The following is a 23480-nucleotide window of genomic DNA, read 5'->3' on the forward strand; positions in this document are numbered from 1 at the left end:
ACATGAAATGTATAATTGTTGATGATGAGCCTTTGGCAATCGATGTTTTGATTGGATATTGCCAAAAATTGGATTTTGTGGAAGTGGAGGCTACGTTTACCAATCCATTGGAAGTAATATCGGTGGTGAAGGAAAAAAAAATTGACCTTATTTTTTGTGATATAGAAATGCCACAGATCAATGGTATCGATTTGATAAGCTCTTTGGACAATGCTCCTCTATTTATTTTCACTACCGCATATTCCCAATATGCCGTGGAAGGATTTAACCTGAATGCCATTGATTATCTGGTCAAGCCAATCCCATATAATCGTTTTATAAAGGCCATTTCAAGGGCCAAAGAAATTCTGTCGTACCGAAAAACACCGATTGACATCAATGCTAATGTTTTTCCATCAAATGGTGATGTCCAAACCCCCAATCCAGGGTTTATCTTCGTAAAGGCCGAATATGAGAGTGTCAAAATCAATATTGATGAAATAGAATATATCCAAGGCTTGAAGGATTATTTGAAAATTCATATCAAAGGAACAAACAAGGCCATTTTAACATTGATGAGCTTTAAAGAAATCCTTAACAAATTACCTGCCAACCAATTTTTCAGGGTTCATAGATCCTTTGTGGTCAATTTAGGATGCATCAAAAAAGTGCAGCGAAACCGGATTGTGATAAATGACATAAGAATACCTATCGGAGAAAGTTATCGGGCCACCTTTTTCCCTATAATTGGCCTCTGATTTCCATCCTTGAACGAGCGTGAAGTTTGGATTTTCCACTAAGATCATGCATCATGTAAAATTCATATCGAATGGAAACCTGATTTGGTAGACTGAATTCCCCAATAGGTCTATTTCAGAATAATTCATCCTTGGATTGTCTCAATTTTGTATCAAAACATAAAGGATGAAAATTAAGGCAATCGCATTTTTTCTTTTGCTCACCACTTTTGTCAGAGCTCAGCAACCCGATTCTTTGGCCACTAAAAAAGTGTGGTCGCTTCAGGATTGTATTTCTTATGCCCTTGAAAACAATATTGACATCAAACAAGTCAGTCTTAACAAAGATGGTGCAGAAGTGAATCTCAAGCAATCCAAGTATGCAAAATTACCCGATTTAAGCAGCAGTACTTCGCAAAGTTTTTCCTGGGGTTCCACCATTGACCCGATAACAAGTGATTTCGTCTCCCAACAAATCAATGCCACCAACATAGGGTTGAACACTTCGGTTACTTTGTACAATGGCAACCAATTAAACAATGCCATAACCCAGAATCGTTTAAGGGTGGAACAAAATGAACTCTATGTGGAAGAGGCAAAAAACAATATATCCCTAAGTATTCTGGAAGCTTATATACAAATCCTTTACAATATGGAAAGTATTGAAGTGGCCCAAAATAATTTGGAAGCTTCAGAAATCGAGGTCGAAAGGACAAAGGCAAGGCTTGAGGCAGGGACCATTACCATGATAGATTACACAGATGCCCTTTCGCAGGCGGCTACCAACAAAACCAATCTGATAAGTGCCAAGAACAGTTATGCCCAACAAATCATAGTGTTGAAACAATTATTGGAACTCGACCCAACAGTGGAGCTGAAGATCAAATCGTTGGACAATCCCTTGTTAGAGGGGCAAATGGCCCCTAGTAAACAAGAGGTTTATCAAAATGCCATTGTAAAAATGCCCGAAATAAAGGCTTCGGAACTGGACACTTCCATAAATGAAAAGGAACTGGATATAGCCAAGGGTGGATTCTTGCCGACTTTATCGCTTACAGGAAGCCTGGGTTCTGGTTATACGAGTACGAGCGACATTACATTTTCCAATCAATTGGATGTGAATTTTAACCAACGGGTTGGCCTATCCCTAACCGTGCCCATTTTCTCTCGTTATCAAAACAAAGCCCAGGTCGCCAATGCCAAGATTGGTGTAGAACAATCCAAATTGCAACTTCAATCGGCGAAAAAAGACCTATATCAAAAAATAGAGACTGCATGGCAGAATGCGGTATCGGCGCAAGAGCAGGTCATAGCTTCGAAGGCAGCGAGTTTGGCGGCAGAACAATCGTACAAGCTTGCGCAACGGAAATATGAACTCAATGCATTGAGCACTACTGACTTGGTTATCAGTCAAAACACATATACCAATGCCCAGCTCAATTATCTCCAGGCAAAATACCTAAGTATTTTGTACAGGGGATTACTCGATTTTTATCAAGGAAATGAAATTAAACTATAGAACCAATGAACAAAAAGACCAAATTGATAATAGGCATTTGTGTTGCCATAGGTTTGGCGGTTATCCTCTACAAGGTATTGGCCCCAAGCAAATCAGCAAAAATCATCGTTGAGACGACTGTGGCAAGCAAAGGGGATGTGACCACCATGGTCACTGCTACAGGCACCATAGAAGCTATAACAAAAGTGGATGTGGGAACGCAGGTATCGGGTGTTGTGGAAAAAATATACGTGGATTATAATTCCGAAGTAAAGGCTGGGCAGCTGATTGCAGAATTGGACAAAACCAATTTGAAGGCGGCATTGAGTCAGGCGCAAGCTGCATATGACAATGCAGTTAATGAGCGTGATTACAAAAAGTCAATTTTTGAACGCCAGAAATCGCTGTATGAAAACCAGGTATTGAGCAAGGCTGATTATGATGATGCACTTTATGCGTACACTGCATCGAAAAGTGCCGTGATACAAAAGCTGTCCGACCTGCAAAGAGCCGAGGCCAATCTCGGATATGCCAACATTTACTCACCAATCGACGGAGTTATCCTCTCAAGGGATGTGGACGAAGGTCAAACGGTGGCCGCAAGTTACAGCACCCCAACCCTTTTTACCATTGCCAAGAACCTCAAAGAAATGCAGGTGGAGGCCGATGTCGATGAGGCGGATATAGGACAAGTTCAGGAGGGGCAACGGGTTACGTTTACGGTTGACGCTTATCAAGGGGAGACTTTTAACGGTAGTGTCGCGCAGGTTAGATTGAACCCTACTGTGACATCCAATGTGGTCACCTACACAGTGGTCATAACCGCAGACAATCCCGATCTAAAACTCAAACCTGGATTAACAGCAACAATTTCCATATTTACCTTGGAACTGAAAGATGTCCTTACAACTGAGGCCAAAGTTGTCAATTTCAAACCCAATATCAACTTGCTAACGGCCTATGCAGAACAGCATGCCATTACAATGGAAAAACAAGGACCTCCAAAGGTTTTGCCTCCCAATGAGGAAACCACCATGCTTTGGGTTTTGCAAAGCGATAATTCCATTGTACCCAGGCCCGTTTCCCTTGGCGCGAGCGATGGTGTCAATGTCCAGATCTTAAATGGTGTTAGTGAAGGGGACAGATTGGTTTACAGCCTAAAATCGGAAATCAATGCTGCGGGCGGAGCAATGCCAGAAGGGGGAAGCCCGTTTATGCCAAAGCCACCAGGAAGAAGATAATCAGCTAAGGCCATGGAAAAGACCATTATCAATGTACATGATTTAAAAAGGGACTTCCGAATGGGAGATGAAATTGTTCATGCCCTCAAGGGGGTGTCCATGCAGATCAAAGAAGGAGAATTTGTCACCATTATGGGGTCCAGTGGATCAGGTAAAAGTACTTTGTTGAATATTATTGGTTGTTTGGATAGTCCAACTTCAGGCAGCTACGAAATTGATGGGGTTCCCGTAAACAAATTGGGCAGGAATGAATTGGCGACCATCAGAAATGAGAAAATTGGTTTCATTTTCCAATCCTATAACCTATTGCCACGGACTACCGCTCTTGAAAATGTGGAACTGCCCCTGATATATAACAATAAGGTTTCAGCGCAAGAGCGGCAAAAAAGGGCCGTTAATGCATTGAAGATGGTAGGTTTGGGCGATCGAATGGGTCATACCCCTTCGCAACTGTCTGGCGGACAGCAACAGCGAGTTGCCATAGCACGCTGCCTGGTCAACGATCCAGTCATTATTCTGGCCGATGAAGCAACGGGTAACCTTGACACACGAACTTCTTATGAAATTATGGCTTTGTTCCAAGACCTCAACAAAAAGGGAAAGACAATTGCCTTTGTGACCCATGAACAGGATATTGCGGAATTCAGTGGAAGAACGATAGTATTAAAGGACGGACATATCATCAAGGATGAAAAAAAGCAACGCATCATGGATGCGGCTCAAAAACTGGCAGACTTGCCCAAAGAAGATGACGAATGAAAACTAGGCTATTAAATCTTATCAAAATTGCCTTAAAGGCCATTGTACTCAATAAAATGAGAACGTTGCTGACCATGTTGGGTATCATTATCGGTGTGGCATCTGTGATTGCAATGCTTGCCATTGGTGAAGGATCAAAAAAAAGCATAAAGGACCAAATTTCCAGTATGGGCTCCAACATGCTGACCATAAGGCCTGGATCGGATATGCGCGGTGGCGTTCGAATGGGTTCCAGTGAAACGCAATCCCTGAGGTTGGATGATTTCGAAGCGCTTAAGGAAAAGGCCACATTATTGGCCTATGTGACACCTCAAGTAAATGGCAGTGGGCAGGCCATAAATGGGGCCAACAACTGGCCAACTACCATTTATGGCGTAAATCCGGAATATCTTGACATAAAAGTATGGGAGCTTACCGATGGAAGCATGTTTACCAATTTGGAAGTGCGTACCGCTGCGAAAGTTGCAGTCGTGGGACAGACCGTTGTGGACAATCTCTTCCCGAATGGAGAGAATCCTATAGGAAAAATGATACGATTCAATAGTATCCCTTTCAAGATAATCGGTGTCTTGGAAGAAAAGGGCGAGAGCAATTTTGGCCAGGATCAAGATGACATTATCATTGCACCCTACACCACTATTCAAAAACGAATTTTAGCCATTGATTATATACAAGCCATTGTGGCGTCGGCCATAAGTGAGGACAAAGCAGAAGCTGCCGTTGATGAAATAACGACTATCTTGCGGAGTCAACACAAGTTAGGTGTTAATGAACAAGATGATTTTAATGTTTTTTCGATGGATGAACTTATTGACACGTTTAGCTCCACCAGTGAAATGTTGACAGTCTTGTTGGTGGCCATAGCAAGTATTTCGTTGTTGATCGGTGGCATAGGAATCATGAACATCATGTACGTCTCGGTCAAGGAACGAACTCGGGAAATAGGGCTTCGCATGGCGGTGGGCGCAAAAGGAGGGGATATTTTGGTTCAGTTTTTGATAGAAGCGGTTTTAATCAGTGTCACAGGAGGCATAATAGGTGTCATCTTAGGCTTTGGTGCTACTTTTTTCATCAAATCCATTTTGGGATGGCCAACGATTATTACCACCTATTCCGTAATTGTTTCCTTTGCAGTTTGTGCCATAACCGGTATTTTCTTCGGCTGGTATCCCTCGAGAAAGGCATCGGCTCTTGATCCCATTTCGGCACTTCGATATGAATAAACAGATCCTAATATGGAATCGATGAAGAACAATCGGCGTAAAATTTTTCTCCATGTAATGGCTTGGGTAGTTCTATTTTGCTTTCCATATATATTGAGCTATAATACCGATCAGGCCTTCCAACATGTCTTGGCATTTTCATGGATACCCTTGTTTTTGTTTATGGTGATTTTCTATTTGAACTATCTTCTATTGGCAGACAGGTACTTCTTCCCCAAAAAACATGTTGCCTTTATCTGTATAAACATCATTCTGGTTGTTGCATTGATATCGATAAGGGAATTGTGGGTAAATTACTTTTTCCCTCGCCCGGGACAAAATGTTGAGGGCAAGGGGCCGCCCTTCAATATGATTTTATATGTTCAAACATTATCATTTTTGGTGCCTATTGTTTGGGCCGTGGCCCTTCGCGCCATGGAACGCCTTGTGCGAACGGAAAACGAAAAGAAGGAGGTGGCCCATCAACAATTAAAATCCGATTTGCAGCATTTACAGTATCAATTGCAGCCCCATTTTTTCTTCAATTCCTTGAACAATATTTACGCGTTGGTCGATATTTCACCTGAAGATGCCAAATCCACCATCCATAGTTTGGGAAAGCTCATGCGCTATTTGTTATATGACACCCATATCGAAAGAATACCATTGGCAAAGGAAATTGAATTTATGGTAAGGTATATAGAATTGGGTAGGTTGAGGCTTACGGATAAAACGGTGGTGACCTATCAATTTCCTCAAGTGGACGAGTCTGTTCAAGTACCACCGTTACTTTTTATTTCATTGATTGAAAATGCGTTTAAACATGGGGTTTCGGCTAAGGAAGAAAGTAAAATTTCCTTTTCTATGGGGATAGAGGAACATACAATTGTTTTCAATGGAGTAAATACGGATTTTCCTAAATCCTCATCAGACCAAAGTGGGTCGGGAATCGGTCTTCGAAATTTAAAGGAAAGGTTGGAGCTCTTGTATCCCAACAACCACCTTTTTAAAACAGAGCATATTTTAGGCCAATTTGAGGTCACCTTGAAAATCCCATTAAATTGATGAATCATGGATAAAAAAGTATTGACCTGTACTGCAGTTGATGATGAGCCCATGGCCCTAAAGTTGTTGGAAAGTTATATCATTAAGACCCCATTTCTAAAACTACAAAACACTTTTCCCAACGCGATTGATGCGCTTGAAAATTTCAATGAGGAACCGGTTGACTTGCTGTTTTTGGATATTCAGATGCCAGATTTAAGTGGAATGGAGCTTTCGCGGATCATTAAAAATAGAGCCAAAGTTATTTTCACCACGGCTTTTGATCAATATGCATTGGAAGGGTTTCGTGTAGACGCTATCGATTATTTATTGAAGCCGTTTGACTATGCGGAGTTTTTGGGAGCGGCCCAAAAGGCCCATAACCGAATTTTGTCAGAATACGTTTCCGATACTACCTCTCCGGAGAAGGAATTTATGTATGTGAAATCAGGATTTAAACAATTGAAAATAGCTCTTGACCAGGTGCTTTATTTTGAGGGACTCAAGGATTATGTGAAAATTTGGGTCAAGAATAATTCAAGTCCAATCTTGACCTTAATGACATTAAAATCGCTTGAAAAAGATCTTTCCAACGATAAATTTATGAGGGTGAACCGTTCATTCATTGTAGGCTTGCAACATATTGAGGAAGTTGAGCGAAATTTGATTCTGATCAACAATACCCAGATAACCATTTCAGAGCAACACAAAGCAAAGTTTCAGGACTATATTGCTAACAATTCGCTTTAATGGGTCCGAGTTCTAAACTCAAAGAATGCAGTGGAGTTATTTCAAGTCAAAATTCAATTAAACGGCGAATAAATAGACCTTCCTTACCGGGTTAAAACTTCACAAAATACCGGCAAACCCTTTGGGTCTTGTCCAATATTTTTGCTCGTCTTTCTTCAATAAAATGTAGTTGTAAAGATTTTGACATAAAAAAAGCGGCACTTTGGGTACTACTTTAATAGAAGTCTTTTGCTTCCGCCATATAACTTTTGGAGCTTCTCACGATCGTCCTCCCGCTGCCGCTTTGTCCTTCCTCACATGCACTTCAAAAGTAAAAATTTATACATTCTGATTTTGACCAATGGATGAATAATCCTTTTGAATTGATATAGGGTGGGATGAAAACTGAACAATAAACCTTCAACCTCAAAACAAACAGGCCATGTTTTCTAATCGGCAGCTACTAAACCTGGTTATGTTCTATCAATTTCGGATAAGAAAACAGAATACAATGGATATTCATAATATTTGAAATATGTGCAATATTACAATACAAGCATTATATGTATCACGAAAAATATTCTGAAGAATAATACGCAGTTGAGATTATAAAAATTGATTACGAATTGTCGGATACTTACCAAGATTTAAAGCATTCATGTGCCCGAATTTTTGTATATTCTATAAATAAATAAGCAAAAATCAGTTACTCCTAAAAACCTATAAAGTTTTGAAACAAGTATTATTATTGGCTATGATTACAATTTTGATATCAGGATGTAATATTAGTACAAAAAATAGCCCCAAACCTGATAAGGTCAAATCAAAACATGTTGTCAATGTCGTTAAAATTCTTGAAAAAAATGGGGTTGAGTACGCTTATCCGCATTGGTCAAAAGATGGAAGCAAAATTTTATTCCAATCCAATGAAACCGGATATTGGCAAATATTCATCATGAATTCGGATGGATCAAATAAACAGCAAATTACAGAAGATAAATCCAACAATAATTTTTTGGATTGGTCGCCTGACAATAAAAAAATATGTTTTGTTTCAGATAGAACGGGTAATGAAGAAATATTCGTAATGGATATGTTCGGAGACAATGTCAAACAGTTAACATCCAACCCAGCACGCGATATACATCCTTATTGGTCGCCTGACGGAAAAAGAATTTTCTTTAATTCCACAAGGGATGATAGTGGGGATTTTGAACTATATGTGATGGATGAAAATGGGAGCAATAAAAAAAGAATTACTTACACCGATGACAATGAAACCTGTGCACGATTGTCCCCAGTTTCGAACGAGTTGGTTTTTTTGAGAAACAATGCAAAAGGGTTGGATGAAATATTTTTAAAGAATTTGATCGATTCCAGTGAAAAGCAATTAACCTTCACACCAAGTACAGATGGATGGCCAGCTTGGTTTCCGGATGGTAAAAAGATTATTTTCTCCACAAAGGAAAAGGGTATTTATAAGCTGCATCTATTTGAATTGGAAAGCAATAGAATTTATAAAATCTCCAACCCCCCTCATCCATATTGGGATGGTAGAGCAAATGTTTCAAGTGATGGAAAGAAAATAGTTTTCAATAGACAGATTGATTCAGTTAAAAACACCATTGGTATTTACATGATGTATTTAAAGTAAAAGGACTGGTAAATCATAGTATTTAACATGTTAAGGTTTAAATCAACCTTTTATGGCTTGACATGGGAAAATCCTAGTCTAATCATTAGATAGAAATTATTACTGAATTTTAAACAGAATATCGGCAATTGTGATTTGAACATAAAAAAGGTGGTCAGTATTCAAATACTGACCGCCTTGACAATATGAATTAATATAAACGTAAGGTCACATTTTAGTAAACCTGAGAATTACCTCATAGGTTTGTACCCCACATCCGCCATCACTCACAAAGTCATTAAAACGAACCTCGAAGACCCCATCATTGGCTGGATCAAAAGTTGCTTGCGTTTCAATGGTCTGCCAAGAAATGGCGGGCACACCTCCGGCACAAGCTAATCCCGTGGATTGATTTGGAACATTTATGTTGCCACAAACCAAATCAAAGGTGAGTGGTAATGTAACCCCAGCGGGCAACCATGTTACATTCAATGTTCGTTGCGTACCCGAATTTGCGGTAATTTCAACTGATTCATCTTGGAATGAAGGACCAAAGGCACCGCTTCCTGAAACAAACTCCATTTGATAATTTCCAGCAAACAAAGAAGCATCCAAATCGCAAACAACATTGGCTGGATAGGCAAATGGGGAATTAAAAAAAACACCGGTTACATTGCCTTCCAAATTGGTGGAAGAGAATATTGATCCATCGGTGAGATGTAGTGCTAATCGGAAAAAGAAAATATCTCCCCCATCTATATCCGTTGATGGATCAAGTCCCAAAATTGAGATAGCTTCTTGAGCTGATACCGTAATCAAACTTCGGGGCAATCCTGAATCTGGATGGATTTCAAATTGTTCCCCTGTTACCGTTGAAACCAAGGCCTCTGGTTTGGCCGAATCGCCATTGTCTGGTGTAAAATCTTGAAATTGTACATATACCTCCACAAAGTCAAGCAAATTACCATCTTCTGCATCCCATTCTTCAACTTCCACTGCAAATTCAGAGTCGCTTAAGTTGTTCAAATCTATTGATAGGGAAATAGGGTTAACTGTTCTAAGGCCTCCCGCATCTCCCAAACTTTCAATGATATTGTCAAATACAAGTTTATCCTGGTCCTCACAGCTTAAGGTTAAACCGAATGCAAGAACGATCAGACTTATTTTTTTTATGATTTTCATGTTATCAATTTTTTATTAATGCAAAATTGCAGAGCCATTGTCCCAAAATACAGGAACGGACTGGTTAGGTTTTTGATCGACAACAGAGTTTTGATCGACAAAAGTCTGTGGATAGAAAAAGCTTCGCATAAAGGGTCCGGGGTCGGCAATTAGGGCTTTTTGTAAATAGGGTTTACCGGTTCGTCTGTAGGCATTGTATGCCTCTATTCCATTGCCGAACAATGCGATCATATATTCCTTAATAATGACTTCCAATTTATCCTCTGTGGAAGCTGCATTATCAAATTGATCCAAAACTACAGCCAAATAATTGTCCACATCGTCAGAAGTAGCGGCAAAATCTGGATCGACCAAATCCGGAGCAAAATTCAATACTTTGTTCATGGATTTACGGATGCCCTGCTCCAAATAGTTCCGTGCACTTCCCGTCGTATTTAATGTTAATGAAGACTCTGCGAGCATAAAATCAACATAGGATGCCAATAGAATTGGACTAATTCCTGCTCCCTGTAGCCCAATGTTTCTGTTGGTAATGGTAGTAAAGCTGTCGTTATCGAACAACCCACCAACAGGATACACTCCAAAAGTGGTCCTTAAACCTCCATCTGGCGGAATGCCATTGGCATCAAAATGAACCCTGCCCCAGTATCCCTCATTTGAAAAGTTGCAATAGATATCTTGAGAACCAAAGTGCGCTGGCGGGAATTGTGTGACACAAGATTGTTCATTGGGGTCTGTGGTATTCATGTCCGTCTGGCGATAGAAATAATACCGTGTTCTTGGGTCTTTCATACCTTTTTCCTCTACAAGCCAATACATAAAGGAAGTACTCATATAATCCGATGTGCCATTGTCAAAATTGACCCCAAAATCAGGATGCCTACTATCAGGGTTGTTATCCGTTGAGGACCATTGCATTTGAAAATCGTCCTCTTCTGATGTTATATAATTTCCCTCCGCTATTATAGCATTGATTTTGGAAGCAGCCGATGAGTCAACCAATCTGGTTTGAACCAGCATTTTCAACCTAAGGGTATTGATAAACTTTATCCATTTGGATTCGTCACCTCCGTAGAACAGGTCATTGGAGGGAAGAGTGACTTCTGACTTATTAAAATCTGCTTCTGCTTCGTCAAGTAAAGCAAACATGGCCTCATATATTGTTTGCCCAGAATCTACATTGGGGTTTGGAAACTCCGTACCCTGAGTGGCTTCTGAATATGGTATGTCACCAAAAAAATCAACCATGGCAACCATCATATAAGCCTCCAAAGTTTTCGCAATGGCCACATGTGTATATAATTCTTGCTCCTCCGCTACGGGTGTCATTGTCCTGATATCTGGTAGCGCCGAGGAATAAACCGCTTGCCACACCTGATTCAATTCAGATGGAGAATAAGCATTTTGATATGTAGGACCATACTCATGGTCTATCCTAGTCATGTCCATGCCCGCTTCTGAAAGGCCAAGGTCGCCGTTCGGACTGCCTTCAAAAACGGTTAAGGCTGCAATTTGTATACTATTTAGGAAAAAATCTATATCGGATTGTGTTGGAGATACCTGATTGGGATTATCCAAAATTTCCAGTTCGGTACTCTCACAGGAATTAAATCCTATAAGAGCTACAATTATAGCAACTAAACTATATGCTGTTCTCTTTATTATTTTCATAACTATGTTTTTTATTAAAAGGATGCCTTAACAGTTAAACCATATCTCCTAGCATTTGGACCGGAGAAAAAGTCAATTCCCTGGCCATTTCCAACGCCAGTTGTAAGATTGTTTGTGTCAAAGTTCACGTCGTCGGGGAAGTTTACTGCCTTGAACCACATATTAGACCCGGAAAGGGTGAACGACAGTGATCCAAAAGGAGTTTTTTCCAGAAACCGTTTAGGCAGACTATACCCTAGGCTTATTTCACTTAATCGAATGGTTGTTCCATCATAAACCTTGAATTCTTCGGCTCCAAGACCAAGATTGTTGAAAAGCACCCGTGTTCGTGTAAGTTGGATGTCATTTGGAGATCCATCCGCTTTTACTCCAGGCAACACATAAGTCCTTTCTCCGTCAAAATAATTATCCGGAGCAACAACTCCCCGGCCCACCAAAGTAGCCGCAGTCTGCGAATAAATATCCCCGCCATGGCGATACTGCCAGCTCATATTGAATGAAAATCCTTTATAGCTGACTAAATTGTTCAAAGTGGTTGTCCAATCAGGATTGGGGTCGCCAATTATTTCAGTGGTGCTTTGCCCCACCAAATAGTCTCCATTACTATCAACGGTATACTGGCCATTTGTTCTAACAACCTTGTTGCCCAGAATGATTCCATATGGTTGACCCTCGACCGCGTAATTTGCTGCGCGACCACCTATGGTACCGGTTAAGGCAATTTGATCTGTGCCTTCAGGAAGAGCGGTTATTGTACTTTCATCGGCATAAAAGTTACCACTGATGTTCCAATTGAACCCATCCGGATTTCTAATGGGTGTAAGGTCAAAGTCTATTTCTACACCCTTTGTTTCCAATTCCCCTGCATTGATCCGTGTAACCGTATAACCGGTTGAAGGGTCAAGGTTTTGATCCGTTATTAAATCTTTGGAAACCCGTTTGAAGAGACTCACATTGAGTCCAAGTTTATTATTAAAAAATTTGCTATCGATACCAGCCTCAATCTCATTGACTCTCTCTGGCTTTAAGTTTGGATTTCCAAGTCTATTCGATACCGCATTGCCAGAAAGCACATTTCCCCCATTATCAACATAAAGCCTGGAGTTCAACGCTAGAAAATTTCTTGTGCCGTAAGGATTGGGAAATCCAGCTGAAGTTCCATAACCAACCCTTAATTTAAGGTAATTCAATCCCTTTTCACTGGAAAAGCCACTAAATGCAGAAGTTGGAATGAATGATAAACTAGCCCCAGGATAGGTAATGCTCTGATTCTCCCTTTCAAGTGTGGATGACCAATCGGTTCTAACGGCTCCATTGAAGTAAAGGAAGTTCTTATAACCTATGGTCGCATCAGAATAAGCCCCAATTGTATTTACCTCTGTTCTAAAAGGAATACTTCCTCCACTGAAAAAACTACTGCTTGTAGAGCTATTTACGAAATTGTAGTGTTCTAAAATTCCGAATACAAGTTGTTGCGTACTCTCCGCACCATCTTGTTGGTATAAGTCCCTTCGACTTGCCAGACCAAGAATGACTTTCAAGTTTAAATCATCGGTGAGATCCTTATTGGCATTGAAAATTAAATTATGGTCCCAGGTTGTGTTTCTAGCATTAATCGTACGGTAAACACCTAAGACGTTGCCATCAACACCTCCTTTGTTTTGGCCGTAGGAATTAAATTCTGTATAGGTATCTATTCCCAATCTGTAGGTCACATTAAGCCAATCCCGAATAGCATAGCTCACATTGAAATTCCCAAAAATCCGGTCAGTTGCCTGAATTACCTTCGCATTTGCTACTGTCCAGTATGGATTCTGGATGTCATTACCGCTCCGGTAATAAAGGCTTCTACCATCCACTGCTTGATAGGGTAGACCCGAAAGGTCGACACTTCTTGGTGTATAAAGGACATCGCCAAAAACAGAACTTCCACTACTGATCACACCACTACCCGTGGAAGCAGCAACGGGAGGAGTTTTATAGTTGGTGGTCGAAAAGTTCAAGGCACCATTGATGGTGAATTTATTGCTTAATATTGCATTACCACCGACACCAAATGTGTTTCTGGTCAATTTATTACCAGGAGTAAAACCTTTATCTTCCAAATACCCATAATTCATGTTGAAGCTAGCTTTTTCATTACCACCTCGAATGTTTACGGATGTGTTGACCACACCACCTTGTCTAAAAAATTCTTCAACCCCATTGTAAGGTATATAAGGGTATTCTGAATTGGCAATATCTTCATATCCAGAAATTAGGGATTGGTCGTTAAGCTGTGAAAACGGATGTGCCAATAGCGCAACACCATCTTCCCTTCTTCTTATGAACAGGTTGTTCGACTCCAGAGTCTGATTGCTTAAATCATTGGAATCGAATGAGGGTCCAAAATTGCTGAAAAAGAAACCAAAATTTTGATGGAAACCACCACCGTACTTGTTCTGATATTTTGGTAGAATAGGATCTGAGATAAAATAGGACTGGGAAACAGAAACCTCTGTTTTACCACTAATACTTTGGCTGGAACCATTTTTTGTGGTTATTAGAATTACTCCATTCCTGCCACGTTCTCCATAAAGAACTGAAGCACTCAGCCCTTTTAATACGTTTACCGATTCAATACTGTTAGGGTCGATATCCAAAAACCTACTGGACTCCGTTACGTTATCAAAAAAAGCGTTTTGCTGATTGGACGCTCCATCAAAAGGAACACCGTTGACCACAAATAGCGGCTGATTACTTCCTGTGATGGAGGTGAATCCTCGGATTATGATGTTCGTCCCAGAGCCTGACAGACCATTCGTCGCGGTAATGTTTATTCCTGCTGCTTTTCCCCTCAACACCCTACCAATATCACCTTCAGGTCGATCTTCAATTTCCTCGGCATATACTTTACTAACTGAATACCCCAGTGATCGTTGTTCACGTTTTATTCCTTGAGCGGTCACCACGACTTCTTCAAGTGCCTGTGTATCCTCTTCCATTTGTACATTGATGGTTTGCTGGCCAGCAACTGGTTTCTCTACAGTTTTTAAACCGATATATGAAAAAACCAAAGTTTGGCCAGGACTTACTTCAATGGAATAATTACCATCAAAATCGGTTTGAGTCCCTTTGGCGACACCTTTAATAATGACGTTGACGCCAGGAAGCGGTAAATTACTTTGATCAGTTACCGTCCCTTCAACGGTTATTGTGCTCTGTGCATGAACAAAAGTACATGCAAGCAACAACAACGTTGTAAGCTTTAGAGTTAGTTTGAGCTTCATAAATACTTAATTATTTGTTAAGAGCGAATAAATTTATCTTGGAATGCACTGATAATGAATTATATGCAGTGAACGGTATTTATAGTGAAGTGAAAAGCTTAAAAGACAATATGAATAGCAATTTTTATATTACTGTAAGCATCGTTGTTGCGAACTGGACGATTGAATTGTTTACATTTGGTTGTTAATTAGATTATTAGATGGTAAAAGTTATTGTTGTTGAAGATGAAGAGCTGCCAAGAAAAAGGGCCCAAGAAATTTTACTTCGAATACCGGAAATTGATTATAAGGGCAGTGCTTCCTCTGGAAAAGAGGCATTGCAACTCATAAAAGCTCATAAACCAGATCTTTTAGTCCTGGATATCAAGTTAAAGGACACGAACGGGATTGAGCTTCTCTCCTCAATACCAAAAGCGAGTATGCCTGCCATCGTTTTTACCACTGCGTACGATGAATATGCAGTTCGGGCATTTGAACTGCATGCATTGGATTATCTCATGAAACCTTTCTCGGACATTGCCTTTGAAAAAGCAATTTTAAGAGCCATCGATCTCATAAAAAAGGACAGTAATAAAATCTCCCTTGACAATTTGTCTTCCATATTGGACTATTTAAGTGGGCATGTCGATCATGACGAAAAGGGTAATTTTATCAATATCCGAATTGACAATAAAATCAATTTCATTAAACTAAAGGATATCCTTTACATTCAAGCCTCAGGATATTATGTGGAAATCATTACCCATGACAAAAAATATTTGCATCGTGAAACCTTGTCAAACATACATAGCAGTTTGAACTATAAAAACTTCATTAGAATCCACCGGTCCACAGTGGTCAATTCAGAATACATCAAAGAGTGCGTACTATCCAGTTTTGGCGAAATGGATGTTCGAATGATGGACGGGAAGCTTCTCAGGATTGGCAGAACATACAAAAAAGAATTTCTTGAATCCCTAAATTTATGAGCATTCATTTAAAAAAATGGTACGATCCGGTTCTCAATAAATTATTGATGGCCTTTTACTCCACTTTCATCCTTATTTCATTTTTTAAAAAATCCATACTGAAAATAAACGGTGTAGAGGGCTACGACGAAAGCTGGTACAATATAATTGTAGACAATCTGTTGTGGGATTGGATTATGGTCATTTTGTTTATGACATTGATCAGTATGTTGACCAAATACCTTCTCGAAAAAGAAATTGGTTGGAAAAAATTATTAGGAATCCATTTCCTATTCTCCATAGTATTAAGCTTCTTTATCTTTTACATATCCAATGGGATTCTTTGGATTATTGGAAAGATGACTTTTGAAGAATATTTGCAAGGAACCAAGATTTACAAAATCCTGGCAGTTATGGACTATAATTTCCTTATCTATTTTTCCATGACATGTTTAATCTATGCGTATTACTATTTTTTTGACTATAAACAAAAAATTAACACCATAGCCAAATATGAAAAAATAGTCTCTGAGACCGAATTGAATTTGCTAAAGGCACAGTTACAGCCCCATTTCATTTTTAATACTTTGAATGCTATTTACATTCTTATTGATAAAAGCAGCGAATTGGCAAAAAAATCTGTATTGAACCTTTCTGAATTACTTCGAGAATCCATTAAAATTGGAAAAAGAAATCTAGTTCCTTTACATATGGAAATAGATATGGTCGAAAAATATGTGGAATTGTTGAAGATTCGCTATAACGATGACATATCGTTCAAATTGAATGTGGAAGAAGGTCTTCATTCCTGTAGTGTACCCAATCTTATTATTCAGCCATTGCTTGAAAATGCCGTAAAACATGGCTTTGGTGTGGATTATCTGAAATTGGATATTAACATAAATATTGAAGGATCGGGCAGCAATATGGTTGTTGTTGTTAAAAACAACGGAGTTCCTCTAGATTTTGTGGATGGAAAAAATGAAGGAACAAGATTGGGAATTCAAAATATTATTGAAAGATTACGTCATTTATATCCGAATTCTTATTCCTTTTCAATGTTTAATGACAACGGTTGGGTTGTGGTTAGGATTCAACTTCCAATTGAACAGGAAGGGAAATAAAATAGAGGCCAATAATTCAATCCAACTTGAATTTTTGTCCAGACCCATAACGAACAGCCTCAATTTTAACTCTAATCTCCCAAATGGAATCTTTTAAGAACTTCCAGTCCCACAAAAATTTTTCAGTATCAATATCATAAAATCGTATTTGCCAGGTTTCTGTTGAATCTTTAACCAATATTTCATTATTATCATTTTCATAAGAAATCCAGGGACCTTGAATGCTATTGCCTTCATTTTCCACCCACACAACTGACCATTTTTTTGTATCGGGATTTAACATTCTAATATTGGTTCCATGAAAATCCTTTCCCTTATCTTGGCTCTTGTTGGCAGGGTTCCACCAAAAGTCCTGTACGGCAGTACCATCCAATATTGGATTAAAGCTCCAATATGCGGTGTCTTTTACCCAATTTCCATTGGTCATTGTATAAAGGCGGCACTCCCAATCACCCAGTAACTGGCCATAGGGACGTAATGAAATTTTCACAGAATCATTTGTCCGCTTGTCATTTGTGGTAAAATCCATGTTTTTAAAGTGAACTCCTTCATTTTTCCTTGAATAACAACTCCATAAAAAAGTGAATGCACATAAAATAAAGACAACAAATTTAAGTATAGATGGAATCCTTCGCATTCTTGTTTTATCAAACAGACGATACATCATTTCAAATATTTATCAATAGTTTTGGGAAAGTATTTCCAAGTATTTTTTTAATGGCCCCACGTCCAATCTGGACTGATAGCACAGACACCTCAAAATTTGATAAACTTGATCAAGATCATGTGTGATCCATGTCGATAGAGCTTCTTTTAATGTGATTTTACCAAGAGTAGGATAGGTTGTCAATTTTGTCAAATGCTTTTTTTCAATGTTAAATTCTTTCAGGGCACTTAAGTTCATAAAACGCTGATTTTTGAAGGTTTGAATCAGGTCTTCTCCTTTCCAGTCAAGTAATTCTTTGCTCTGTGAATCTGATAAACCAAAAAAAGTTTCGTTGTCCTCTCCATTAAATATGATCTCGATATTTTGAAGCCAGCAGTTCCGCTCCATATTGTTAAGATGTGCCAAAATATGACGAATTGTCCTTGTACTTTCTCCTTCGTTCAAATCCAATTCGGTCTCAGATAACATTGAAATAATTGACTCCAGTATTAATGGTGCATGATAGAGTCTTCTAGCTACGTGTTTCAGAAATGGCGTATTCATACTATAACAAAACAAGACGAACTAATGTAATAGCCGATCAATCTTAAATTCCGTTTTTTCAAGATATGTTAAGAACCGCCTCGATATTTGATTTCTGAAGTGAACTGCTCATCCAGCTAAATGAAACGCTAACTTGTAGTAGTGGAAAAGAAATTTATGAATTTCTTATCTCACATCGGAGATCAATGAAAATTTCTAACTCACTTTGTAGGTGATCAGAAATAAACTTGGATTATTATACCATGCAGATTTTTAAACATTCTTCTTTAAGACAAGATGTTAAGGCTAGTTTGCAAAGACTTGCTAAAGAAGAATTTGGCAATATTCCAATTGTGGCAAACACTGAGTGGAGTCTTCCAAACTGGTCACTCATAACTTTTAGTGATAACGAGGTGTCTGCGTTTGTAAATATTGTCGAAAGAACGGTCCATATTGATAAAAAAGCATACGACGCAGCTGGGATTAATAATCTGATCGTTAACAAAAAATATAGAGGGAGGGGCCTTGGCAAATTAATAATGTTGGAAGCACAACAATTCATCCTAGAAACTTTAAGTTGCCAAATTGGTATATTACTTTGTGCAGATAATTTAGTTTCCTTTTATAAAAAGTTAAACTGGCATCTTGTTGATGGCCACGTATCTTATAAACAACAAAACACAACATTGAGATGGGAGGCAAGGACAATGCTTTTTGATCCGAATTCCATTGTCGAATCTTTTGATCATCTCCATTTAAATGGACCTCCATGGTAACCCCATGAAGGTTATAGCGGTCTAAAAATAAAAAAAGGCCGGGGCCCCGACCTTTTTTAGAGCTAATTCAAAAAAATCAAAAATGAAAACTAAGTTCTTTTGATTATTTGTTGTTAAATTAGAAGGAATATAGGCTCGGATACCAACTATGAAGTGAAGGGCTTAAATGGCATGGTGAACTGCTTTTCGGGTTATATGGAACGTAGTCCAACCATCATATAAAAAGGAACCATGCCATTTTGCAATATGAAATACACTATATTTTATCTTGAACTGCCGACAAATGGTACGGATGGTCTTTTTTGCCTTTATCAAGTACCTATGTGGAGGGATGAAATGAAGTTGACCCTATAATGAAGACCAAACTTAAAACAATCTCCTTTTTTTTAAGTTTATTGGTTTTATGCTTTAATACCAATTGTAAAAAAAAGACAAGGCCTATTATTAAAGACCCTGTTCTAGGCATGGAGTTTGCGCTAATCCGCAAAGGGAGTTTTACAATGGGGAATCTGGAAAGAAAAGATGGGCCCACTCCCATTCAACAGGTTCATATATCCAAAGATTATTGGCTTGGGATTACGGAAGTCACACAAGGCCAATGGCAAAAGATTATGGGCAGCCAAGAAATCCACCCAGACAAACCGTCACCTTTTCTCGGAGTAAATTCAAATTATCCAAAGGTCAGTGTTTCCTATTATGATATTATGGATTTCCTTCAAAAATTAAATACATTATCCAAAGGCCATGGATATCGATTTCGATTGCCCACCGAAGCTGAATGGGAATATGCCTGTCGGGCCAATACCACTTCTCCGTTTTCATATGGAGAAATTTTATCGGATACCTTGGCGAACTATAATGCCAAGATACCTTCAATATATTCTAAGCCTGGTATCTTCTTGGAGCACCCAATGCCCGTTAAAAGTTATCCTCCAAACCCATGGGGACTTTACGATATGCATGGCAATGTCTGGGAATGGGTAAGTGATTGGTACGGTCCATATCCAAATGATGAAATGACCGACCCTATAGGCCCCAAAAATGGAGAGGAAAAAGTTATAAGGGGCGGTAGTTGGTATTTTGGTGCCCAGAATGCCAAATCTTCATTTAGGAAGCCCCATCAACCTAGGTTATGGGGATTTTCTATAGGATTCAGGGTAGTCTGTGAAATAATTGAAAAGTAATAAAATGGATTGATTTCGAGTTTCCCAAAGTAGTTGTTCAAGGTATTTCGCTCTCCAAAACAATAATCCCTGAACTTTTCATAAAACTGAATGTTGATTTTGTCAAAATGCAATTTGTAGTTGCAATGACTTTCTTTCCAAAGGTTTCATCATGGAGTTTTTCTTCAAAAAGCTGAATATCCATGGGATGATCGTTTAAATGGAAATACCTGAAAATGGTTACACCTTTTCCCTAAACCGCTCAATTTCCTTGTTGAACTCGATATGATTATTGTTGGCCCCTGTCTTTAAATTGGGTTTGATACGTTGGTTCTTCCAATGTTGGGGCAATACTTTTACATTCTTAAAGGGTTTTGTGTATTTGCTTGCCTGCAAAAGTAATAATGGCCCATACAGGCATGGTGCTGTCCATATTTTGTTCACCCTGTCTTGTAATGAAAGTTAACCGCATTAAATCTGGTTTAATGTTAATTGAATGAAACAAAAATGGAGGTTGATAAAAGAAGGGTCAAAAACGGGGTCAAAAAAATCAGATTACTCCTTGAAGGATTGTAAATCACGATTAATGTCCACCCTCACAAGGCTAATATTCAGACAATTACAAACTGAAATACAGTGAATCCATAAAAGCACTTCAGGTGAGACCACATAAAATCCCTTCAAGTCATTGATTTGTAGGGGTTTTTTATTTTTCAATTGGCCCCAAAACATAACGTTTCATTCGGTTGCAATTATAAATCCACCGGGTATCCTTTGCATCCAGGCTCTCATTAGTATGGTTCTCAGTTACATTTTTCCATTTCGTTAAAAGGAATGTTATTTAAGGCCGTATTTGCCAAGCATTGGTTAATTATTGGTAAATTGAACTACCTAAGAATTAACTAAATGAGCAAATTTTATTACAACGACGAACAGGAATCCTATGATGCCATAGTGGTGGGCACGGGCATCAGCGGCGGTTGGGCCGCCAAGGAACTGTGCGAGAACGGTCTCAAGACCCTGGTCCTGGAACGTGGGCCCATGGTGAGGCACCGGGAGGACTACCCCACGGCCCAAATGGACAACTGGGATTTCCCCCATGCAGGCCAACCTACCCGCGAAGACCTGAAAAAACAAGAAAAACAGGCAAGGACGGGTTACACCACAAATGCCGCGTCCAAACACTGGTTCGTGAACGATCTGGAACACCCCTACAACGAGGTGAAACGCTTCGATTGGATGCGCGGCTACCACGTGGGCGGACGTTCCATTATGTGGGGTAGACAAAGTTACCGCTGGAGCGACATCGATTTTGAGGCCAACAAGAACGACGGCATTGCCGTGGACTGGCCCGTCCGTTACAAGGACATCGCACCTTGGTACGACAAGGTCGAAAGCTTTATCGGTGTATCGGGCGAGAATTTGGGCCTTCCCCAATTGCCTGATGGCATTTTTGAACCTATGATGGACCTCAACTGTGTGGAACAACATTTTCGCGAGAAAGTAGCTGAAAATTTTGGGGGACGAGTGGTTACCGCTGGTCGTACGGCCCACATCAACAGTGACAAACAGTTTGAAGGGGACGGTCGCGTGCGCTGCCAGTTCCGGAACCGTTGTATCCGGGGATGTCCTTTCGGTGCCTATTTCAGCAGTGTTTCCTCAACGTTGCCTGTTGCCGAAAGAACCGGGAACCTCACATTGAGACCCGACAGTATTGTACACGAAGTGATTTACGACCCGAACACAAAAAAGGCGACCGGCGTTAAGGTGATCGACAGGGAGACCAAGGAAGAGTTCGAGTTCAAGGCCAAGGTGATCTTCCTTTGTGCTTCATCCATGGCTTCCACCGCTATCTTGATGCAGTCCAGATCGGACAGATTCCCTAACGGTCTCGGAAATGACTCCGACCAATTGGGCAGAAACATCATGGACCATCATTTGGGGGTCGGAGCTTCCGGAAAGTTCGATGGATTCGAGGACAAATACTACAAGGGCAGAAAGCCCAACGGCATCTACATCCCAAGGTTCCGTAACCTTGGCGGTGATTCCAATATGAAGGGTTTTATCCGCGGATACGGGTACCAAGGTGGTGCCGGAAGAGGTAACTGGGAAGAGGCGGTCGCCGAAATGTCCTTTGGAAAGGATTATAAAGATGCCATCCTTAAACCAGGAGGTTGGACCTTCGGTATGGGAGGTTTTGGTGAAGTATTGCCTTACGAAGACAACCGTATGACCTTGGATTACGACAAGAAGGACCAATGGGGACTGCCCACGGTGACCTTCGACGCCGAATTTAGGGACAACGAATGGAAAATGAGGGAAGACATGAAAAACCAAGCCGTGGAAATGCTTACCAAAGCAGGCTTGCGCGATGTACAACCATTTGACAATCCAGGAGCACTTGGCCTTGGCATCCACGAGATGGGCACCGCCCGAATGGGCCGCGACCCGAAGACCTCCGTGGTCAACGGCTACAACCAGGTGCACGCCTGCAAGAACGTCTACGTGACCGACGGGGCCTTCATGACCTCGGCCAGCTGCGTGAACCCATCGCTCACCTATATGGCATTTACCGCAAGGGCCGCAAACCACGCGGCACAGGAACTCAAAAAAGGAAACATATAATGGAAAGAAGATCAGCACTCAAGAACATGGGATTGGCCTTCGGCTACGCCGTGGCCACCCCCACACTGTTAAGCCTGCTGCAGAGCTGCAAGGACAAGCCGGCCTATGCCGAATGGGTCCCCGGCTTTTTGAGCAGGGAACAGGGCCAGGCCCTGGCCCGCACCGTGGACGTGATCCTTCCCAAGACCGATACCCCCTCGGCCACCGAGGTGAACGTGCACGCCTTCATCGATGCCTACCTGGACGAGGTGATGCCCCTTGAACAACGGGACTACGTGATGATGAAGATGGAGCGGTTCTACGCCAAGGTCCTGGAGGGCTCCGGCAAGGAGAACCTTTCGGAGATAGAGGCAGGGGACATCGAGCCGGTGTTGGCCACCTACCTGCGCAAGCGCACCGATGAGGAGGAGGAGCTGCACATGGAGGCGGTGATGAACTATATGCAGGCCGTCATGGAGGGCGGCGAGGCCACCCTGGACGACGAGGTGGCGCGCTTCACCTTTGCCAACGAACTGAGGGACCTGGCCACATGGGCCTACAAGTCCTCGGAGTACGTGGGCGAGGAGGTGCTTGCCTACCTTCCCATACCCGGGGAGTACATCGCCTGTGGCGACCTGGACACCCTTACCGGTGGAAAGGCCTGGTCGGAATAGCAAAAGTTCAACCAAGCATAAAACAAAGAGCCTCCCGATCGGGAGGCTTTTTTTATGGC

21 protein-coding genes are annotated in these 23480 nt (G+C 40.6%); 14 read left to right on the plus strand and 7 right to left on the minus strand.

Translation table 11 applies throughout. The annotated features are described in order from the left end of the window. Positions 1 to 2: 2 nt before the first annotated feature. From EO131_RS14275 to EO131_RS14310, 8 genes are all read left to right on the plus strand, one after another. Positions 3 to 737 (plus strand): LytR/AlgR family response regulator transcription factor, encoded by a 735-nt coding sequence (locus tag EO131_RS14275; RefSeq protein ID WP_127023626.1) that lies wholly within the window; start codon positions 3 to 5, stop codon positions 735 to 737. Between the two features lie 166 nt (positions 738 to 903). Next, a complete protein-coding gene (locus EO131_RS14280) occupies positions 904 to 2235 on the plus strand; it encodes a TolC family protein (RefSeq protein ID WP_127023629.1) in 1332 nt (443 codons plus the stop codon). Positions 2236 to 2240: 5 nt separating this feature from the next. Next, on the plus strand, positions 2241 to 3455 hold the full coding sequence (locus tag EO131_RS14285; protein WP_127023632.1) for an efflux RND transporter periplasmic adaptor subunit: 1215 nt from the start codon (positions 2241 to 2243) through the stop codon (positions 3453 to 3455). A gap of 12 nt (positions 3456 to 3467) precedes the next feature. Then, positions 3468 to 4214: an ABC transporter ATP-binding protein gene (locus EO131_RS14290; RefSeq protein WP_127023635.1), complete on the plus strand. Its 747-nt coding sequence runs from the start codon at positions 3468 to 3470 to the stop codon at positions 4212 to 4214. Next, entirely contained in the window at positions 4211 to 5437 is a 1227-nt protein-coding gene (locus tag EO131_RS14295) for an ABC transporter permease (protein WP_127023638.1), read from the plus strand. The genes EO131_RS14290 and EO131_RS14295 overlap by 4 nt, the downstream gene beginning before the upstream one ends. 57 nt (positions 5438 to 5494) lie before the next feature. Next, positions 5495 to 6481, plus strand: coding sequence for a sensor histidine kinase (locus EO131_RS14300; protein ID WP_206512900.1), 987 nt, complete (start codon positions 5495 to 5497; stop codon positions 6479 to 6481). 6 nt (positions 6482 to 6487) lie between these two features. After that, the gene (locus EO131_RS14305; protein ID WP_127023644.1) at positions 6488 to 7210 is read left to right on the plus strand and encodes a LytR/AlgR family response regulator transcription factor; all 723 of its coding nucleotides are present in this window, start codon (positions 6488 to 6490) and stop codon (positions 7208 to 7210) included. Positions 7211 to 7919: 709 nt separating this feature from the next. Next, entirely contained in the window at positions 7920 to 8843 is a 924-nt protein-coding gene (locus EO131_RS14310) for a TolB family protein (protein WP_127023647.1), read from the plus strand. Between the two features lie 207 nt (positions 8844 to 9050). On the opposite strand, the gene EO131_RS14315 is transcribed toward EO131_RS14310, so the two are convergent. From EO131_RS14315 to EO131_RS14325, 3 genes are read right to left on the minus strand one after another with little or no spacing between them, the layout of a single operon-like run. Beyond that, a complete protein-coding gene (locus EO131_RS14315; RefSeq protein ID WP_127023650.1) occupies positions 9051 to 10004 on the minus strand; it encodes a hypothetical protein in 954 nt (317 codons plus the stop codon). Positions 10005 to 10019: 15 nt separating this feature from the next. Continuing rightward, positions 10020 to 11675 (minus strand): SusD/RagB family nutrient-binding outer membrane lipoprotein, encoded by a 1656-nt coding sequence (locus EO131_RS14320; RefSeq protein ID WP_127023653.1) that lies wholly within the window; start codon positions 11673 to 11675, stop codon positions 10020 to 10022. A gap of 14 nt (positions 11676 to 11689) precedes the next feature. Further along, entirely contained in the window at positions 11690 to 14944 is a 3255-nt protein-coding gene (locus tag EO131_RS14325) for a SusC/RagA family TonB-linked outer membrane protein (RefSeq protein WP_127023657.1), read from the minus strand. 200 nt (positions 14945 to 15144) lie between these two features. Here EO131_RS14325 and EO131_RS14330 point away from each other — a divergent pair, with 200 nt between their 5' ends. After that, the gene (locus EO131_RS14330) at positions 15145 to 15912 is read left to right on the plus strand and encodes a LytR/AlgR family response regulator transcription factor (RefSeq protein ID WP_127023661.1); all 768 of its coding nucleotides are present in this window, start codon (positions 15145 to 15147) and stop codon (positions 15910 to 15912) included. Between the two features lie 206 nt (positions 15913 to 16118). Next, positions 16119 to 17015, plus strand: a complete 897-nt coding sequence (locus EO131_RS14335; protein WP_164731704.1) for a sensor histidine kinase — start codon at positions 16119 to 16121, stop codon at positions 17013 to 17015. Positions 17016 to 17031: 16 nt separating this feature from the next. Here EO131_RS14335 and EO131_RS14340 read toward each other — a convergent pair whose 3' ends face one another. Together EO131_RS14340 and EO131_RS14345 are read right to left on the minus strand one after the other, a co-directional pair. Further along, positions 17032 to 17682 carry a hypothetical protein gene (locus EO131_RS14340; protein WP_127023665.1) on the minus strand — a complete coding sequence of 217 codons (651 nt, stop codon included), beginning with the start codon at positions 17680 to 17682 and terminating at the stop codon, positions 17032 to 17034. Between the two features lie 12 nt (positions 17683 to 17694). Next, on the minus strand, positions 17695 to 18150 hold the full coding sequence (locus tag EO131_RS14345; protein WP_127023668.1) for a hypothetical protein: 456 nt from the start codon (positions 18148 to 18150) through the stop codon (positions 17695 to 17697). A gap of 317 nt (positions 18151 to 18467) precedes the next feature. Here EO131_RS14345 and EO131_RS14350 point away from each other — a divergent pair, with 317 nt between their 5' ends. Both EO131_RS14350 and EO131_RS14355 read left to right on the plus strand, forming a co-directional pair. After that, positions 18468 to 18980 (plus strand): GNAT family N-acetyltransferase, encoded by a 513-nt coding sequence (locus EO131_RS14350; protein ID WP_127023671.1) that lies wholly within the window; start codon positions 18468 to 18470, stop codon positions 18978 to 18980. A 464-nt stretch (positions 18981 to 19444) separates the two neighbouring features. Further along, on the plus strand, positions 19445 to 20164 hold the full coding sequence (locus tag EO131_RS14355) for a formylglycine-generating enzyme family protein (RefSeq protein ID WP_262707789.1): 720 nt from the start codon (positions 19445 to 19447) through the stop codon (positions 20162 to 20164). A gap of 37 nt (positions 20165 to 20201) precedes the next feature. Here EO131_RS14355 and EO131_RS17200 read toward each other — a convergent pair whose 3' ends face one another. Beyond that, complete coding sequence (locus EO131_RS17200) at positions 20202 to 20348, minus strand: hypothetical protein (protein WP_164731706.1); 147 nt, start codon at positions 20346 to 20348, stop codon at positions 20202 to 20204. Positions 20349 to 20383: 35 nt separating this feature from the next. Beyond that, positions 20384 to 20539, minus strand: coding sequence for a hypothetical protein (locus EO131_RS17205; protein WP_164731707.1), 156 nt, complete (start codon positions 20537 to 20539; stop codon positions 20384 to 20386). Between the two features lie 510 nt (positions 20540 to 21049). Between EO131_RS17205 and EO131_RS14360 the strand changes: the two genes are divergently transcribed. Further along, positions 21050 to 22768 (plus strand): GMC oxidoreductase, encoded by a 1719-nt coding sequence (locus EO131_RS14360; protein WP_127023677.1) that lies wholly within the window; start codon positions 21050 to 21052, stop codon positions 22766 to 22768. Beyond that, positions 22768 to 23421, plus strand: a complete 654-nt coding sequence (locus EO131_RS14365; protein ID WP_127018971.1) for a gluconate 2-dehydrogenase subunit 3 family protein — start codon at positions 22768 to 22770, stop codon at positions 23419 to 23421. The genes EO131_RS14360 and EO131_RS14365 overlap by 1 nt, the downstream gene beginning before the upstream one ends. The last annotated feature ends 59 nt before the right edge of the window (positions 23422 to 23480 follow it).

The sequence above is a fragment of the Flagellimonas beolgyonensis genome (assembly GCF_003992615.1).
Classification (GTDB): domain Bacteria; phylum Bacteroidota; class Bacteroidia; order Flavobacteriales; family Flavobacteriaceae; genus Flagellimonas; species Flagellimonas beolgyonensis.